The organism is Dyella mobilis (assembly GCF_016904945.1).
GTDB classification, from domain to species: Bacteria; Pseudomonadota; Gammaproteobacteria; order Xanthomonadales; family Rhodanobacteraceae; genus Dyella_B; species Dyella_B mobilis.
The window spans coordinates 777,623-794,716 of record NZ_JADIKF010000040.1 but is presented as its reverse complement, the minus strand read 5'-3'; the positions used below and the strand labels follow the sequence as shown (position 1 = coordinate 794,716).

12 protein-coding genes are annotated in these 17,094 nt (G+C 61.7%); 6 read left to right on the top strand and 6 right to left on the bottom strand.

Annotated features, from left to right (window positions below; all coding sequences use genetic code 11):
• Positions 1–6: 6 nt before the first annotated feature.
• From ISS99_RS19855 to ISS99_RS19845, 3 genes are all read right to left on the bottom strand, one after another.
• Positions 7–1,671, bottom strand: coding sequence for a methyl-accepting chemotaxis protein (locus ISS99_RS19855; protein WP_204633335.1), 1,665 nt, complete (start codon positions 1,669–1,671; stop codon positions 7–9).
• Between the two features lie 135 nt (positions 1,672–1,806).
• On the bottom strand, positions 1,807–3,042 hold the full coding sequence (locus ISS99_RS19850) for an MFS transporter (RefSeq protein ID WP_204633334.1): 1,236 nt from the start codon (positions 3,040–3,042) through the stop codon (positions 1,807–1,809).
• 159 nt (positions 3,043–3,201) lie between these two features.
• Positions 3,202–3,699 (bottom strand): VOC family protein, encoded by a 498-nt coding sequence (locus tag ISS99_RS19845; protein WP_284343677.1) that lies wholly within the window; start codon positions 3,697–3,699, stop codon positions 3,202–3,204.
• A 626-nt stretch (positions 3,700–4,325) separates the two neighbouring features.
• On the opposite strand from ISS99_RS19845, the gene ISS99_RS19840 reads away from it, so the two are divergent.
• Both ISS99_RS19840 and ISS99_RS19835 read left to right on the top strand, forming a co-directional pair.
• Positions 4,326–5,651, top strand: a complete 1,326-nt coding sequence (locus ISS99_RS19840; protein ID WP_204633332.1) for a carbohydrate-binding protein — start codon at positions 4,326–4,328, stop codon at positions 5,649–5,651.
• 287 nt (positions 5,652–5,938) lie between these two features.
• Positions 5,939–7,513, top strand: a complete 1,575-nt coding sequence (locus ISS99_RS19835) for a carbohydrate-binding protein (protein WP_239538219.1) — start codon at positions 5,939–5,941, stop codon at positions 7,511–7,513.
• Positions 7,514–7,671: 158 nt separating this feature from the next.
• Here ISS99_RS19835 and ISS99_RS19830 read toward each other — a convergent pair whose 3' ends face one another.
• The gene (locus tag ISS99_RS19830; protein WP_204633331.1) at positions 7,672–9,063 is read right to left on the bottom strand and encodes a GGDEF domain-containing protein; all 1,392 of its coding nucleotides are present in this window, start codon (positions 9,061–9,063) and stop codon (positions 7,672–7,674) included.
• 302 nt (positions 9,064–9,365) lie between these two features.
• On the opposite strand from ISS99_RS19830, the gene ISS99_RS19825 reads away from it, so the two are divergent.
• Both ISS99_RS19825 and ISS99_RS19820 read left to right on the top strand, forming a co-directional pair.
• The gene (locus ISS99_RS19825; protein ID WP_204633330.1) at positions 9,366–10,340 is read left to right on the top strand and encodes a sulfotransferase family protein; all 975 of its coding nucleotides are present in this window, start codon (positions 9,366–9,368) and stop codon (positions 10,338–10,340) included.
• Positions 10,341–10,455: 115 nt separating this feature from the next.
• On the top strand, positions 10,456–11,313 hold the full coding sequence (locus ISS99_RS19820) for a DUF3014 domain-containing protein (RefSeq protein ID WP_284343679.1): 858 nt from the start codon (positions 10,456–10,458) through the stop codon (positions 11,311–11,313).
• Positions 11,314–11,375: 62 nt separating this feature from the next.
• On the opposite strand, the gene ISS99_RS19815 is transcribed toward ISS99_RS19820, so the two are convergent.
• Both ISS99_RS19815 and ISS99_RS19810 read right to left on the bottom strand, forming a co-directional pair.
• Entirely contained in the window at positions 11,376–14,219 is a 2,844-nt protein-coding gene (locus tag ISS99_RS19815) for a TonB-dependent receptor plug domain-containing protein (protein WP_204633329.1), read from the bottom strand.
• A 308-nt stretch (positions 14,220–14,527) separates the two neighbouring features.
• Positions 14,528–15,667, bottom strand: a complete 1,140-nt coding sequence (locus ISS99_RS19810) for a YXWGXW repeat-containing protein (protein WP_204633328.1) — start codon at positions 15,665–15,667, stop codon at positions 14,528–14,530.
• 245 nt (positions 15,668–15,912) lie between these two features.
• Here ISS99_RS19810 and ISS99_RS19805 point away from each other — a divergent pair, with 245 nt between their 5' ends.
• Positions 15,913–16,413 (top strand): DinB family protein, encoded by a 501-nt coding sequence (locus ISS99_RS19805; RefSeq protein WP_204633327.1) that lies wholly within the window; start codon positions 15,913–15,915, stop codon positions 16,411–16,413.
• 75 nt (positions 16,414–16,488) lie between these two features.
• Positions 16,489–17,067, top strand: a complete 579-nt coding sequence (gene thpR, locus ISS99_RS19800; RefSeq protein ID WP_204633326.1) for an RNA 2',3'-cyclic phosphodiesterase — start codon at positions 16,489–16,491, stop codon at positions 17,065–17,067.
• The last annotated feature ends 27 nt before the right edge of the window (positions 17,068–17,094 follow it).

Here is a 17,094-nt window from a genome sequence, read left to right as displayed (position 1 = left end):
GTGGCGCTAGGCCGCTTCGTCCAACGGCGGAGAGACCGGTTCCTGGCGGGCAACCAGGCCCAGCACCGCATTGCCACGGGTGGCAATGGCCGCATCGCTGCGCGGCTCGCCCTCTTCGATGCGGAAGAAACTCATTTGTTGCAGCAGGGCTTCGGCGCTTCTGTGCATCGTGTGGCTCATCGTGGCCGTGCGCTCCACCAGCGCGGCATTTTCCTGGGTCATGCCGTCCATGCCGGACACGGCCAGATTGACCTGCTCGATACCGGCTTTCTGTTCCCGTCCGGAGTGCGCCATGCTTGCCACTTTCTCCGATACCTGGGCTGCGCTGGTGACGATGCCGGCCAACGCGTGGCCTGAGCGTTTGGCGCAGGTGCGTCCATCCTGCAGCGCCTCGGTGCTTTCCTCGATCGATTGCCGTACTTCGCGCGCCGCGGCGGCGCAACGTTGCGCGAGTTGCCGCACTTCAGCTGCCACCACGGCAAAGCCCCGGCCGTGTTCGCCGGCGCGCGCGGCTTCCACTGCGGCATTGAGCGCGAGCAGATTGGTCTGGAAGGCGACGTCATTGATCAGTCCGACGAATTCGGTGATGCGCCGGCCCGAACGATCGATGGCGTCCATCGCGACGACGGTCTGTGCGACTACCTGCTGCCCTTCTTCGGCAAGCCGGCGCGAATCCGCCGCAACCCGGCTGGCCTGGTCGGCCGTGCTGGCGGCTTCCGCCACGCTGGCCGCCATCTGTTCCATCGAGGCCGAGCTCTGTTCCAGGCTGGCCGCCTGCGCTTGAATGCGTTGACTCAATGCGTGCGTGTCGTGCTCCAGCGTATGCGCGCCCTCGCGCACGCGTGCCGCGTCGCTGCGCACTTGCCGCACGACGTCCGTAAGCTGGATATCCATCGCGGCAAGCGCGCGCAACAGATCGCCGATCTCGTCTGCGCGCCCCACCTCGATCGATCCGCCCAATTCGCCGCGCGCGATGCGCCGCGCAACATCCGAGGCCAGGCGCAGCCGTGCGTCCAGTGCGCGAATCAGCGTGCCGTCGGTCAGGCTGGCCAGCAACAGTGCTCCGGCAAATGACGCAAGCAATACGAACAAGCCTTGCCGGTTGACGGCGTGTTGTGCATCCGCTTGTGCCTTGCCGGTAGTCAGCGCGTTTTCGAACAGATTGGTGAAGTCGCTCTGCAGCGGCACCAAGTCAGGTTGTACGTCGGTGGCCAGCTTGAGTTGGGCGATGTCGAACTGGCCGGCCTGAAGCAATGCGAGCGTATCGTCCATCGCCTGCTCGGCATCTTTGCGGTGTTGCGCGGCGATGGTGAGCAACGGTTTCTGCTGTGTTCCCAGGCCGCTTTGCAGCAGCGGGTTCCAATAACGATCGATGTCGACGCGGTTGCTCTTGAGCGCGTTGGCGGCATCGTCGGCAGCGGAAGGCAGGCGCATCAGCACCGCATGAGACAGCGCCTGGAAATCGTTGTTGAAGTCGCTTTGGATCCGGCCTACGTCGGAAATCGGTGCAAGCGTGTCGCCGACCACGGACCGGATGCGCTGGTCGGCACGCATGAGGTCGACGGCGCTCAATGCGCCGATCGCGATCAGCGACAGCAGTATGCCGGCGAGGCGAAGCAGCAGGATTCGACGCAATGTGAGCCGTGGCAGGCCGGAAAACAGACGAGGCATGTCGCACCTTGGGGGAGGGGATGCCTGCTGATCGGCAGTCGCTGCTTCAACTTGAGCGAAAAATCACAAAAAAATTCTTATATTTCAATTATTTGACGAATTTGTGGCGATCGTGTTTTTAAGGCCGCAGGGTGCTCAGGAGTCCGCCGGTGCGGAGGCCAGAAGGGGTGTTTCCCTGGTTGCCTGCGCGTGCAGGAAAAGCGCCAGCAAGACGGCGGCGATGGCGGCAACGGCCGCCAGTCCGTAGATGGCGTTGTACCCCATGCCGCTGGCAACCCATCCACCCAAGGGGCCGGTGACGGCCATGGCCACGTCCATGAATACCGAATACACGCCGAGCGCGGAGCCACGGCTGTGCGCCGGCACGCGATGCACGGCTTCGACGCCCAGTGCCGGGAATACCAGGGAAAAACCGAAGCCGGCGACGGCCGCGCCCGCACAGGCAAGATGCGCATCGTTGGCCAGGCACATCACCATCAGGCCGATGGCTTCGATCGACAGCGACGCCATGGCGACACGGTAGCCGCCCAGCCAGTTGATGGTGGGCGAGAAAACGAAGCGCACGCCCACGAACACCACGCCAAACACGGTGAGCGCGAAAGCGGCGTTTTCCCAGCCGTGTGCCGCGTAAAACAGCGTGATGAAGGTGGCGATGCAGCCAAAGCCGATCGAGCCCAGCGCCAGGCCCACGCCGTAAGGGACGACACGCGCTGCCACGGTGCGAAATGGCGAGCGCTCTTCGGCTTCCACGGTGGTCGCCCGTTTGATGCGGGCCAGCGGCAAGACGGCCAACGGCAGCAGCAGGCTGACCAGGCCGATGGCGGAGAATCCCAGGTGCTGATCGATCAGCACGCCCAGCGGTGCGCCGGCGGCGATGGCGCCGTACGTCGCCACGCCGTTCCAGGAGATGACGCGCGCAGTGTGATGATGGCCAACCTGGCCCATGCCCCAGGTGATGGCGCCGGTGCCGACGCAGCTTTCGGCGCATCCCAGCGCCAGTCGCGCCAGGAAAATCAAGCCCAGGCTGAGCCAGGGCAGCGGTGCGGCAAGCGCGCCCAGCAGCAACAAGCCGCCGCTCGCGGCGCACAGGACAAGGCCCGTCATCACGGTGCGCTTGGGGCCTTTGGCATCCGCCATGCGGCCCACGTGCGGTCGGCTGAGCAAGGTCGCCACGTACTGAATGCTGATCGCCAGGCCCGCGAGCATGGCGCTCATGCCGAGGCGGCCATGCACGAAACTGGGCAACACGGCAAGCGACAAGCCGATGGTCAGGTAGGCGACGAAGGTGAAGGCGACTGTGCTGAGAATCGACAGCAACACGGCGGATGAGCGGCCGGCATGGGTCGCGCTGGAACGGGAGGCATCAGCCATAGGGAATAGACAACCTGGCAATCAATCCGGGTCGGGAGGCCGGATGGACTAATTGTATGCTTTTATGGTGCGTCGCGTCATTGCGATTTTTCCTATTGCTGGATTGCCTGCCGCCTGCGGCTTTTTGGCGGTGGTGCCGCACGCGGCGTGGCACGTGGCTCAGGCAGCCGCTCCGCGCAATTGCGCCAGGTCGATCTTTTTCATCGTGAGCATGGCCTGCATGGCCCGCTGCGCCTTGGCCGGATCGGCGTCGCTGAGGTAATCGAACAAAGCCGTCGGCACGATCTGCCAGGACAGTCCGTAGCGATCCTGCAGCCAACCGCATTGTTGCGCGGCGGGATTGCCGCCCTCGGACAGATGGTTCCAGTAATGGTCGACCTCTTCCTGCGAGTGGCAATTGACGACCAACGACACGGCCGGCGTGAAGGTGAATGCGGGCCCGCCGTTGATGCCGGTGATTTTCTGGCCGTCCAGTTCGAATGCGATGGTCATGACCGAACCTTCGGGCCTGCCGGTGGCCATGGCGGCTTCCCTGCTGTAGCGAGTGCTGGTGACGATGCGGGAATGCTCGAACACCGAGACATAGAAGTGCGCGGCTTCTTCGGCGTTGTCGTGAAACCACAGGAAAGGAGTGATGCGCTGGAAGCGTTCGTTCACGGTGAGTCTCCAGGTGGACGCTGAGGGTGTCGCATCACTGCGACGAATGTGGCAGGCGCGATTCGACGTGGAGCAAGGCAGGGTTTTCGCAGTGGGAAGCCTGGCAGCCGGGGCGCAGATTTTTTGCGCTTCTACATGGCTATCGTTGTCATAAGTGTCCATAGGCCAGATTTCACCAGAGTGCGCGCAATGATCCGTTTTCGAAGGCCGCATACCTTGCGAATTGCTCGAAATAGCAGCGCGACAATTGAAGGTTTCTTCGCCGATGGGCTGTGAAATTCGCCTCTGTCTTGTTGCGTTGCGGCGAAAATCACGGGATTTTTGCGTGCTTTTAAGGCGGTTGCACGTGCACGTTGCGTGAATTGATGCGCTGCAGATATGGCAATTTCTTCTTTGCGATGCGAATCACGTTCCAGCGTGGGCATAGCGGCCAAATAGACTGGACAACGTTGTCATAAGAGGCAGATACTCGCCGCACTTTTGGCGGTAGCGACGTGCATGAAGAGGGAGCGTGCACGAATGCGTGAAGGCGGCAGTCTCCACGTGGCCAAGGGAAATGCAGCCATGAAATCGCTGATGCCATTCACCTGTTGCGGTTCAACCAAGCCTGGAGGGAGGCAGTCACCATGCAAGTGAAGAAGTCGACGAAGTGGTCCACCTTGACGTTGGGTTCGCTGAGCAGCGCATTGGGCGCGGCGCTATCCACCACCTTGCTTACTGCGGTGCCGGTGCAAGTGGTGCATGCGCAAACGAGTTGCACCGCCGCCTGGAGCTCGACGGCGGTCTATACCGCAGGCGACGAGGCCAGCGAGAACGGCATCAACTACAAAGCGAACTGGTGGACGCAGGGCAACGATCCGGCAACCAACAACGGCGGCGCCGGCAGTGGCCAGCCATGGACGTCGCAAGGAGCGTGCGGCAGTTCGCCCACGCCGACACCGACACCTACGCCCACACCGACTCCAACACCCACTCCGACGCCGACACCTACTCCGGCGCCTAGCGGATTCGTGTTCAGTCCGTACAAAGACATCAGTGTCGCCGTCAATTGGAATACCGACGTAATGCAAACCGCGGTGAGCGGATCTACGCTTCCCCTGGTGGGCAGCGGCAGTTTCTACGCAACGCAGGAGCCGAACCTTGGGGCGATCTCGTTGGCTTTCGCCACGGGCACCTGCGGCAGCGAGAACTGGGCGGGCATTTCGGCTTCCGGTTTCATCGCCGGCAATATCAGTGCGCTGTCCAGCGCCGGGCTCGATTACGTGGTATCCACCGGCGGCCAGGCGGGAACGTTCACCTGCCCATCGGCATCGGCCTTCGAGAGCTTCATTGCTTCGTATTACACGCCGCAGATGGTCGGCGTCGATTTCGATATCGAGGGTGGGCAAAGCCAGGCCGATATCCAGCAGTTGGTGGCGGACGCCGCGGCCGCGCAGTCGGAATATCCGAACCTGCGCTTCTCTTTCACCATCGCCACGCTCGGCGCATCGGATGGCAGCTACGGCGGCGTCAATTCGCTGGGCGCTGAAGTGGTGCAAGCGATCCAGGCATCGAGCCCCGCGATCAACAACTACACCGTGAACCTGATGGTGATGGATTACGGCGGCACCAGTGCAGCCAATTGCGTAGTGGTGAACGGTGCTTGCGAAATGGGGCAGTCGGCGATTCAGGCGGTGGAGAATCTCGAGCATACCTACGGCATCCCCGCCAGCCACATCGAACTGACGCCGATGATCGGGCAGAACGATTCGCAAGGCGAAGTCACCACGCTAGCCGATATCGACACGATCACCAATTACGCCACCGCCAACGGTCTTGCCGGCCTGCATTTCTGGTCGCTGGATCGCGACGATCCGTGCGCGGCGGGCTCTGCCTCGTCGACGTGCAACTCCGATCCCAGTGTGGGCGATTTGGGTTTCACCAACGAGTTCCTGAAGGATCTCGGCAAGTAGAGCCGATCGCAGCAAGCTGGGCGAGGCTTCGATGCCCGATCCGTTGATGGATCGGGCAGGGGACTTTGCAGCGGTCCGGCGCGGTCCGGGCCGCTGCAAAGAGCGGGTAACTGCGGCGCGAAGCGGTCGCTTCATGCCGTTTTCTTGAATCATCGCAAGCCCATTACACGCAGTACGGTGCATGGATGCGTGATGGCGTCCGTCCCCACGTGGCCGCGGGAATGCGGGCACGAATCCGCCGATGTTTTTCATCTGTTGCGATTCCATCCAATCTTGGAGACAGTCCCATGTCAGTGAAGAATTCAAGCAAGTGGTCCGTGCTGACTTTCAGTTCGTTGAGCACCGCCGTGTGCGCGGCTTTGTCCGCTACGGCGTTGACCGTGGCGCCGGTGCAGGTGGTGCATGCGCAAACCAGTTGCGCGGCAGCCTGGAATGCATCGACGGCTTATACGCAAGGCCAGGCGGCCAGTGAGAACGGCATCAATTACGTCGCCAACTGGTGGACGCAAGGCAACGATCCGGCCACCAACAATGGCGGTGCAGGCAGCGGCGAACCGTGGACGTCGCAGGGCGCGTGCGGCGGTTCGCCGGCACCGACTCCAACGCCTGCTCCAACCCCCACGCCCACGCCGACTCCAACGCCAAGCGGTTGCGATCCCGCGTGGAACGCTTCGACCGCTTATAACGGCGGTGCGTTGGTGAGTGAGAGCGGGCTCAATTACAAGGCGAACTGGTGGACGCAGGGCAATGATCCGGCCACCAATAATGGGCCGTCGGGCAGCGGCCAGCCGTGGACTGAAATCGGTACCTGCAGCGGCTCGCCGACGCCCACACCGACTCCAACCCCCACGCCCACGCCGACTCCTACGCCAACTCCCACTCCCACTCCTGCCCCGAGTGGATTTGTCTTCAGTCCTTATAAGGACATGAGCATCAATATGAACTGGAATACCGATGTCATGCAGACGGCGGTGACCGGTTCGGCGATCCCGGTGGTGGGCAGCGGCGGCCTGTATGAGACACAGGTACCGAAACTGCCGGCCATTTCGCTGGCCTTTGCCACCGGAGAGTGCGGCAGCGAGAACTGGGCGGGCGTGACGCCGGCGCAATTCATCTCCGCCAACATCACCCCGGGTGCGGCCAATTCGCTGTCCAGTGCCGGTCTGGATTACATCGTTTCCACCGGCGGTGAAGCAGGTACGTTCACCTGCTCCTCGCCCTCTGCGTTCGAGAGTTTCATCGCGAAGTACTACACCCCGCAAATGATCGGCGTTGACTTCGACATCGAAGGCGGCCAGAGCCAGGCCGATATCCAGCAACTGGTCGCGGACGTTGCGGCGGCGCAGTCGCAATATCCGAATCTGCGCTTCTCCTTCACTATCGCTACGTTGGGGGCATCGGACGGCAGCTATGGCGGCGTCAATACGCTGGGGGCGTGGGTGGTGCAGGCGATCCAGGCGTCGAGCCCGGCGCTCAACAACTACACCGTCAACCTGATGACGATGGACTACGGTGGCGCCACCTCGGCGAACTGCGTGGTGGTGAGCGGAGCCTGCGAGATGGGGCAGTCTGCGATTCAGGCGGTGGTGAATCTGCAGCACACTTACGGTATTCCGTTCAGCCACATCGAGCTGACACCGATGATCGGCCAGAACGACAGCGCCGGTGAAATCACCACCTTGGCGGATATCGACGCCATCACCAACTATGCGACCACCAACGGTCTGGCCGGTGTGCATTTCTGGTCGCTCGATCGCGATACACCGTGCGCGGCGGGCGGCGCCTCATCGACGTGCAACTCCTATCCGAGCGCAGGCGTTCTCGGCTTCACCAACGAGATTTTGAAGGACATGGGCAAGTAAAGCGCAGGGGAACCCGCTGCGAGACAGGAGGCATGCCTGCTTCGCAGCGGATGTGACGTTGGGCAAGGCAAGCCACCGGTACGGAGTGCCGGTGGCTTTTTATCGATGGCGAAGGATGGGCGGGCAGATGCCTGCAAGGCGATGGAAAAGCAGGCCTTTCAAGTGTCCACGACCGTATCGTTTTCGCTGAAGTCGGGCGAGGCGATACCTAGCCGGTTGCGGCCGCGCCGCTTGGCCGCGTACATGGCAGCATCGGCGTGGCGCATCAAATGCTTGCGATCCTTGCCGTGCTCCGGATACATCGCAATACCGATGCTGGAGGATATCCGCAGTTGATGTTGGCCGAGCTGGAATGGCTGATTCAGCACGCTGCGAATCTTCTCGGCAACGGCCGAGGCATCCTCCGGCCGATGCATGCCCGTCAGCACCACGGCAAACTCGTCCCCGCCCAGGCGCCCGACCGTATCCGATTCGCGCAGGCATTGACGGATTCTCCGTGCCGCCTCGCGCAGCACTTGATCGCCGGTGTCGTGGCCGTGGCGGTCGTTGGCCTGCTTGAACCGGTCCAGGTCGATATAGAGCACGGATAGCCGCTGCAGGTCACGTCCTGCCGCAACGAGCGCGGTATCGAGTCTATCGTTGAACAACTCGCGGTTAGGCAGGTCGGTGAGCGCGTCGTGCCCGGCCACGTATTGCAGCCAGGCGGCGTTGCGCTTGCGCTCGATCGCGGTGGCGATCTGGTCGGAGACAAATTGCAGCAGTGCCTGATCCTCCGTCGTGTAGCGCACGTCGCCGGAATAGCTTTGCACCACGATCGCGCCGATGCATCCGTTGGGCGTGGTGAGAGGCAGGCCCAGCCAGTCCAGGGAATCGCACCCTATATATTGAATGCCCCTGCCTAGCACCTGGGAGCGAGTGTGGGGTGTCAGCAGGATGGCCTGCCCGCTGCGAACGACTTCACCGGTGAGCGTGCCGGAATTCAAAGGGCGCGGTGCCGGCGCCGGATCGCATTCGTCGACGAAGTAAGGAAAGCTCAGCTCGTCGGCGCGTTCGTCGTATAGCGCCACATAAAAATTCCTGGCCGGCAGCAGCCCGTCGATGATCTGGTGGATGCGCTGAAACAGCGCAAGCAGGTCCTTGGCGGTGTGCGCGGCCTCGGAGATTGCCAGCAGCGCGGCCTGCACCGACTCGGCGCGCTTGATCTCGGTAACGTCGCGCGCCAGCGCGATACGTACCTGTTCCGCTTCGGACCAGCGGGCCGACCACGTGATGTGCACAACCTTGCCGTCCTTGCGGATATATCGGTTCTGGAAGTTCGCCTCAGGTTGCCCCTGCATGATTTCTTGCGCCGTCGCGAGGGTACGTTCGCGGTCGTCGGGGTGGACCAACTCGATCATCGGGCGTCCCAGCACTTCCTCCGCCGCATAACCGAAGATCTGTTCATAGGCGGCGCTCACATAAAGGTAGCGGCCCTCCGCGTCGACCACGCAGATCGCATCGAGCAGCAGGTCGATGATGGTGGGCAGGGGAGGGCAGCTGTTTCTTTCCATCTCGCCGCGCGTGGCCAAGAGCCACTTTTGGGGCTCGGTAACGGACCTCATGCATGGGTCGTGCCGAAGAAGGGGGTATGAGCCTCGTTGGGCTCAGAACGTGGATTGTTCGGCTGGCGACGCCTTACAGGGGCTTCAGCGGACCCATTAATCGTTAAGGAAGTTTTCAGTGGACACGCCCGTCACCTGTGTGTAAGTTGTGTCAACTTACGGCAACCTGACGCGTTAGGTAGTCGTGGCCTGACGAGAATTCGTGGGCGAGTTGGTAGTCCATTATAAAAAGCGGGGGGCGTGAGCGACTCATGCAAAGGACCTTTGTTGTCGGGTGTCCGCGGTCGGGCACCACCATCGTGCAGGCCATGCTTGCACGGCACCCCCAGGTCTTCACCCTTCCAGAAACCAGTTTCTTCCCGCGCCTGCTGGGCGGCCTGCATTGGCGATTGGGCGATGAAGGCGCCAAGCAGCACCGTCGAAAATTGGCCCGGATGCTCGGCTTGACTCGTCGCTACGGTCGCCGTCAGTTTGTCGAACTGCAGCAGGTCTTGCTGGGTTCTGAGCAGCCGCTTGCCCGTGCCCCCTGGTTTCAGCGCGATTGCGTTGAGCGTTTCATCGACATGCTGGATGGTCTCGCCGTTCAGGCCAAGCGCTCGATGTGGATCGAAAAGACGCCGCTCCATTTGTTTTATCTCCCGGAAATCGAGTCCTACCTGCCGGAAGCGCGCATCATTCACGTGATCCGCCCAGGCCTCGACGTGCTGGCCTCGATCACCGACGCTGAGCTGCGCTACGACAACAAGTCATTCAGTGGCGGTTTGATGCAGTGGGTGCGGCGCTGGAACCGGGCGGCGGAGGTTCATCGCTCGCGCATCGGCGTGCGCAACCATCATTTCGTCTTTCTGGAAGACCTGATCCACAATCCGACCGAAGAATGGCAGCGCTTGTGCAAGTTCCTGGATCTGCGGTCGGATGTCGACCTGGATCAAACCTGTCATCAGAATATTGCCGATCCCAAAGCTGAGCCGTGGAAGTGCAATGCGCTCAGCGGACTTCCACATCAGGCAGAGAGCAAAGTGGAGAGCTTGTTCGGCCCGCAGTTGCGCGAATGCTTGCGTGAGCGTCTCAACTCCTACGAAGAGCTCTACGCTGCCAGCAGTCCGGTGTACAACCGCGAAGACAGTTTCCAGGTACCGCGGTCCGAGTTGCGTCCGAATAAAGGGTCCGATGTGCCGGAGGTCGACGCCGCCGCGCTGGCGGATGGCCGTTTCCGGGTCGCTTGAGCCGGTATCGGGTTGATCGCTTGCCCGCTGAGACAATGCCGCGGTAAGCCAATAGTCGAACAAAGCGCTTTCCGCCCTGTCACAATGCCTGTTCCCTCGTGAAACAGGTAGCGTCGTGAATCGCAGATCGAACAAAAAGAAGACGTCCTACGGCAGTTGGTTTCTTGCGATCATCGTGCTCGCGGCCGTCATCGTCGCAGGTGTGTACTTGGTGCGGATGGCGATGCAGCCCAAGGACGTGGCCAATGTACTGCCTGCCGCCCCGCCGGCGGCCGCATCGTCAAGCACGCCGGCCAGCAGCACATCCACAGCCGTGATTCAGCATCCCATCGCCCAGGCCGAATCCGGCCCGGCTGCCGCATCCACGGCACCGTTGCCGGCCTTAGCCGATAGTGATGCAAGCGTGCTGGACGCATTGTCCAAGTTGGCGAGCGGCGGCGACGTGCGCGCCTTGCTGGCTCCGAACCAGGTCATCTCGCGTGTCGTCGCTACGGTCGACGCGTTGCCCAGGCACGGCTTGGGCAGCAGTTTCATTCTGCCGCTGCGCACTCCGAAAGGATCGATGCAGACCACGCAGGCCAACGGCGAAACGTTGATCGCCTCAGACAACGCGGGTCGCTACGCTCCGTATGTCGCAGTCCTGGAAAGCGTCGATCCGCACGTGCTGGTGGCGTGGTACCGGCACAACTATCCATTGTTCCAGGAAGCGTATCGCGAGCTGGGTTATCCGCGAGGATATTTCAACGACCGCCTGATCGTGGCGATCGACGACATGCTGGCCGCCCCTGATCTGCACGACCCGGTGGCCGTAACGAAGTCGGGTCCGCACTATGTGTTCGTGGATCCGTCGCTGCAGTCGCTGTCCAACGGACAGAAGCTGATGGTGCGCATCGGTCCGGCGAACGAACAGCAGTTCAAGGCGAAGCTGCACTTGATCCGAAGCCTGCTGGTGGGTGCACAGATCGCACATTGAGCCACGCTGGACAAAAGAAACCCCGCCACCGGCGGGGTTTCTTTGCAGAAGGCTTGGCAGAGTTATTTTGCCTTGCCGAACTTGTAGGTGCCTTCCAGGTAAATGCCGCGCCCGAACACGTTGTAGTCATTGTCGTTGTAGGGCGAGGCGCTGGTGCCGGGGTAGCTGTGATCTTTCGGCGGCATCTTGTTGAACACGTTGTTGACCATCAGCGACAGCGCAAGACTGTCGATCGGGGTGTAGCTTACGCTGGCGTTGTACAGGATCCACGGTGCCAGGCGGCCCGCGCCGGGCGCGTTGTAGTCGTTCAGCGTGCGAGCGAGGTAGTTCGGCGAGCTGCCGTAGCGATTGGCGAACACCGTGGTGCTCCAGTTGCCGATCGACCAGGTGATCGAGGCGTTTACCTTGGTCTTGAAGTCGTAGCTGTAATACGGGTTGCGCAACAGGTCGAGCACCGGGTCGTTCGGATACTGCTGCAGCTCGTGCTTCAACACGTTGCTGTAGGAGGCGTTGAAGGTCAGCGAGCCGAAGCGGCCGACGTTCAGTAGATAGCCGAAGTTGGAAACCAGCGCGTTGACCTTCTCCTTGGACGTATTCACCTTCGGCGTGTAGATCTGGGTGATGTCGCCCAGGAAGGTATTATCGGTGGCAGCCTGGCGAACCACTTGCGAAAGTGCTGCCTTGCAGGTCGGCGAATTGATGTCGAGCGTGCCGATGCGACACAGATACTCCTGCTGCGAGAGCAGGTCCGCGCTTTCCTGGTTCACTTCGTTGCTGATGTCGTAGTGATAGTAGTCGGTGCTGAACGACAGGTTGTTGATCGGCGCCCATACGAAACCGTAGTTCCACACTTTGGCGGTGATCGGCTTCAGCTGCGTATTGCCGGACTGCACGCCGTTGAACTGTACGTTGTAATACTTGTTCGGGCATTGGCCGATCGATGGACCGACATAGCCGAGCTGAGCACAGTTGTAATAGTCGGTGACCGAGTCGTAGTAGCCGCTTTGTCCCTGGAATTCATCGGCCAGCGTCGGTGCCTTGAATGCCGTGCCGTACTTGCCGCGCAACAACAGGGTTTCGAGCGGGCGGTATTCGATGCCGATGTTGTAGGTGGCGTGGCTCACGTCGCCATTACCGACGTGATAGCTGTCGTAGCGGGCGGATGCATCGAGGGTCAGTTGCTTGAACAACGGAATGTTCAACTCGGTGGTGGCGGCATAGCGCGAGCGATGGCCTGCGCCTTGTACATCCGTGCTGCCCCAGACCTCACCGTCGAGCAGGCGCGCATCGGGCGTGTAATTCCAGCCCTGGTTGCCGCCTTCCACCACGACCGCCAAACCGGCATCGCCACCCGGCAGGGCGAACAGGGATGCGTTGGTGACCTGGGCGCGCAAAAGGTTGTCCCAGGTCTTGGCGTTGCTGTAGGTGAAGCCGGTGAAGCCGCGGAAATCGGCCGGCGAAATGGGCTGGAAGAAGGCGCCGTAATTGGGAGCGTAAACGCCGTATCCCTTGTTGGTACCCAATTCCGGACCGAGCACCTTGTCCAGGAAGTAGTTGTCGATCTCGTTGGCCCAGCGTGCGAAGCGGCGCGAGGTGAGATGATCGTCGGAATGGGTGTAGGTAACGTCGTAATCCCAATTCGATTGGCCGAACGTACCTTTGCCGCCCAGCGTCAGCATGTACGAGTTTTCGGTGGTCTTGTTCATGATCGACTTGTAGCCGCCGATTTCTTCAGGCGTAAAGCCGCGCTGAAGGTTCACGAAGTCCTTCAGGTTTGCGTCGTAGATCTTGCCGAAGTCCGCCGAGGTGCCCCACCAGGTGTAGCCGGAGCCGGTGGAAAATTTCTGCTCTTGGTAGTTGTAGAGGAAGTCGCTGTACAACTGCAGATTGTCGGTGGCGTCGAAAGTGGCGTGTGTGTACACATTCGCCGTCTTCTCGTCATTCGACAGGGTTTTGTAGCCGGCGGAGTTGTATGAGCCGCAGTAGTAGCCGCTGTTCTGGCGGTATTGCAAGGCTTCGCCGCCATTGAACAGTCCGTTGGTGGCATTGCAGCCATTCGGCGTCAGAGTGCGCGGATCGACGTAGCTGTTCTTGATCTTGGTGGTGCTGTTGACCAGGAAGTCGCGGCTTGCGGTGGCGGGGCTGGTGCCGTCGGCATAGTAATTACGGGTCAGTGCGCGGTCGAAGCCCCAGATCGGCTGCGAGCTTTCGAACTGTACGCCGGCCAGCACGTTGAGTTTGCCCCAATTGAAGCTATCGGCCAGGTACACGCGGCGATCTGCGCCGCCGCCGGTGTGCCAGCCATAGCGCACGTCGACCACCGGTGCATCGAGTTTTTTCTTCAACACGATGTTGACTACGCCAGCGATCGCATCGGAGCCGTAAATCGAGGATTGGCCACCCGGCAGGATATCGATGTGATCGACCATCTCGCTGGGGATGCCGCTGAGGTTGTTGAACGCGTCGCTGCCGTTGTACAGCGCAGGAAAATCGCCCATCGGGCGACCGTCAATCAGGTATTTCACGAAGCCGACCGGCAGGCCGAACATGCTCAGGGTCTGGGCGCCCTGGGTGAAGCTGGCCGAGGTGCTGGCACCTTGCACGGCACCGGTCGAGAAAGAGGATTGCTGCAGTGCCTCAGCCACCGTGGTGAAGCCGCGCGATTTCATCTGGTCGGCGGTAATGGTCATCACCGGTGTCGAGGTTTCGACCTGCGATTGGGGGATGAGCGATCCGGTCACCGTCACGGTGTCGAGCTTTCTCGCCTTGCTGGTCGAGGCGGCGCCTTGCGCAGCTTCCTGCGAATCGGGTGTGTCCTGCGATTGGGCCGCGGTAGCGGCTAAGGTGTGCGAAGAACCGAACGCCATGGCGGCCAGCACGGCAACCGTGAGCTTTGACTTCAACATATTGTCTCCCCAGCAAATTTTGGTGAACCGCGCGTCCCGATCGGAGCCATGCCGACGCAGTTTTCCAATGTTTTCGCCAGTGCGTTGTGTGGTGCCCTGGCGGGCAAGTGGGCGTTCGCCTACTTATGGCTTCCGTAAAATCTTACGCAAAATATCACGTTATTGCCACGAATGCGCAATATTTTGCGTTCGACTTCTGGCATGGCTTGTTGCCCTGGGGAGGGGCGGCGGAAAAAGCTGCGGACCAAAAGAAAAAGCCCCGGAAGCGGTGCTTCCGGGGCTTGGGGGTTGAAGATGGAGTTGCGGTCTCAGCCGTGGCGCGAGTCGTGGCTTCCGCCCTGTGGGTGCCCACCGCCGCCGCCTCCACGCGGTGCAGCGGCCGGTCGCGATGCAGCCCGATACGCCGGTGCGGCAGCGTGATACTGCGGGGCGGCGCGGTATTGCGGAGCCGCTGGGCGATAGCTGTTCGCCTGCGGCCGGTAAGCGCTCTGCGTGCGTGCGCCGGAATTGTTGTTGTAGCTGGCCCGATTGAAGCTGTTGGCGGCCGGACGTGCCGCCGCGCTGGCGGAGGTGTTCGCGTGCGGCGCATAGCTTGCCGAGCGCAGTGCCATGGAATTGTTCACGCGTTGTGCGCTGGCTGCCGCCGGCGTGAATCGCCCCGCTGCCGCGCTGGCGCCGCGCGATGCCGTCACCCCGGCACCGGAAAATGTACCGGCACGCGACGTTGCGGCAATGGAAGGACTGCCATGGTTGACCGACGCCTGCATGGCGCGGTTCTGGCTGGCCATGGTCATCTGACGCTGCTGGGCGGCGATCGGTCCAACGTTGTGCGGGTCTCGCGCAAAAGCCATTTGCTGCTGCGTGGCACGCGAGGTCAGTCCGCCCTGGCCGCCGTTATAGCTGGTCCGGTTGATGTAGGTGTTGTTGATCACGGTCTTGTTGTACACGTTGTTGATGTGCACGCCGCCGAACTGGTTGACGGAGCGGTTGTAGTAGAAACCGCCCGGGCCCCAGTGGCCGCCGACATAGCCCACACCCGTATAGCCGAAACCGTAGTTCACGCCGCCGTAGAAGCCCACGTGAGGGCCCCAGTAGCCGGCGTGGAAAACATATACGCCGCCGATCCAGCCCCAGTAGCCAGGGGTCCACAGCGCGCCGTAGTACGGCGGAAGTATCCAGGTACCCGGTACCCAGTAATACGAGACACCGTTCCATGCCCAGTAGCCCGGAGTCCAGATGTAGCCGGGAGCGGGAATCGAAGGCTGCACGTAGACCGGCAACAGCGGCGGCGGAAAGCCGACGGATACGCCGACGCCGACGAACACGCCTGCGTGGGCCTGCTGCGGAAGCACAGTGAAGGCCGCTGCGGCCGCCAGCAAGGCGGCGGCGGAGCGTACCAGCCACGTGCGCTTCGTCGAAGAAAATTGCGCGGACGTCATTGCTTTCATGGTGTTTTCCTCCTCGGGCTGCACCGTACAGCGGAAAACGCGGGAAATCGCTCGATTGTGCACGTGAAAATTCGCGCAAGTTCATTGGCGTTCAGCGGCAAGGTCAGTCCGGCGTTGGCATCTTCCACGCAAGGCGTTGTGCGGCTTGGTTTTGGAGCAATCCCAATAGCAGATAAACGAGTACGCGCGTGGCGTCATCCGGGGTTGCGGGTACCATGGGGCACTCCTTTTCGTGGGCCTGCCGCATGTCGTCGCTTCAACATTTGCAGATGCTGATGCGCTACCGGGCGTGGGCCGACCGGCTGCTTTATCAGTCCTTGTCGGAATTGCCGGAGCAGGCATTGAACCACCCGCAGCCGATCGTGTTCGGGAACCTGTTGCGCACCCTTCACCACGTCAATGCCATGGATCAGGTGTGGCGGGCCCACCTGGAGGGCGTACCGCACGGTTTCACGTCACGCAATCCCGAGGAGTGTCCCGGGTTCGATGTGCTTCGCGCGCAACAGGTTGAGATCGACGAGTGGTATATCCGTTTTGCCGGGGCACTGGATTCGCGAGCCTGCGACGAAGAGGTTCGCTTCACCTTTATCGGCGGCGGCGAGGGCGTAATGCGCCGGGGCGACGTGCTGCTGCACGTGGTAAACCACGCGACCTATCACCGTGGCCACGTGGCAATGATGATGTATGGCTTGTCGGCCAACGTACCCACCACCGACCTGCCGGTTTTCCTGCGCGAAACGTCCTGAGCGCGTTCGGCCGGATGCTGGGCGTGATCGATGGAGTATGCTTCGGCGATGCCTGCGCCTGCACCGGAGCCTTCCTTGCAGCATGGCCTTTTCGGCCAGCCGCCTGCGCGTGCGCAGACGCATCGCCTGTTCTTTGCATTGGTGCCGGACGATGCAGTGCGTAGCGACATCCAGCGTGTTGCAACGTGGCTGTACGAGCAGCATCCTGAATTGGGTGCGCGGTGGCTGAAGCCCGAGCGCTTTCACGCGACGCTGAATTTTCTTGGCGATTTTCCGCAACTGCCTGAAGACGTCGTGGAGGTCGCCAAGCGCGCCGCGCAGCGCGTGCGCGCTTTGCCATTCGATTGGACGCTGGACCATGCCGCCAGTTTTCGCGGGCGCGAGCCGCCTTGCGTCTTGCGCAGCAACGTGGTGCCCGAACCGCTATCGGCACTGTGGCGAGACGTGAATGCTGCGCTGAAGGAAACCGGCCTGCACTGGCCCTTGGAGCGGTCTTTCACGCCACACGTGACGCTGGCCTATGCCCGCCAACTGCTGCCCGATCCCGTGGCGATCGCGCCGATTGCCTGGCAGATCAGGAACTTCGTGCTGATTCACAACGTGGTAGGCAGGGGAAGCTACCAAATGCTGGGCGATTGGCCGCTATCGGTCTGATGTGGGGCTTGATATGGCCCAAAGGTC

Bases quoted from the DNA above. Each gene is read 5' to 3' on its own strand.
- ISS99_RS19810 (WP_204633328.1), bottom strand. From the start codon at position 15,667: ATGAAAGCAATGACGTCCGCGCAATTTTCTTCGACGAAGCGCACGTGG.
- ISS99_RS19825 (WP_204633330.1), top strand. From the start codon at position 9,366: ATGCAAAGGACCTTTGTTGTCGGGTGTCCGCGGTCGGGCACCACCATC.
- ISS99_RS19815 (WP_204633329.1), bottom strand. From the start codon at position 14,219: ATGTTGAAGTCAAAGCTCACGGTTGCCGTGCTGGCCGCCATGGCGTTC.
- ISS99_RS19850 (WP_204633334.1), bottom strand. From the start codon at position 3,042: ATGGCTGATGCCTCCCGTTCCAGCGCGACCCATGCCGGCCGCTCATCC.
- ISS99_RS19830 (WP_204633331.1), bottom strand. From the start codon at position 9,063: ATGGAAAGAAACAGCTGCCCTCCCCTGCCCACCATCATCGACCTGCTG.
- ISS99_RS19855 (WP_204633335.1), bottom strand. From the start codon at position 1,671: ATGCCTCGTCTGTTTTCCGGCCTGCCACGGCTCACATTGCGTCGAATC.
- ISS99_RS19840 (WP_204633332.1), top strand. From the start codon at position 4,326: ATGCAAGTGAAGAAGTCGACGAAGTGGTCCACCTTGACGTTGGGTTCG.
- ISS99_RS19805 (WP_204633327.1), top strand. From the start codon at position 15,913: ATGTCGTCGCTTCAACATTTGCAGATGCTGATGCGCTACCGGGCGTGG.
- ISS99_RS19835 (WP_239538219.1), top strand. From the start codon at position 5,939: ATGTCAGTGAAGAATTCAAGCAAGTGGTCCGTGCTGACTTTCAGTTCG.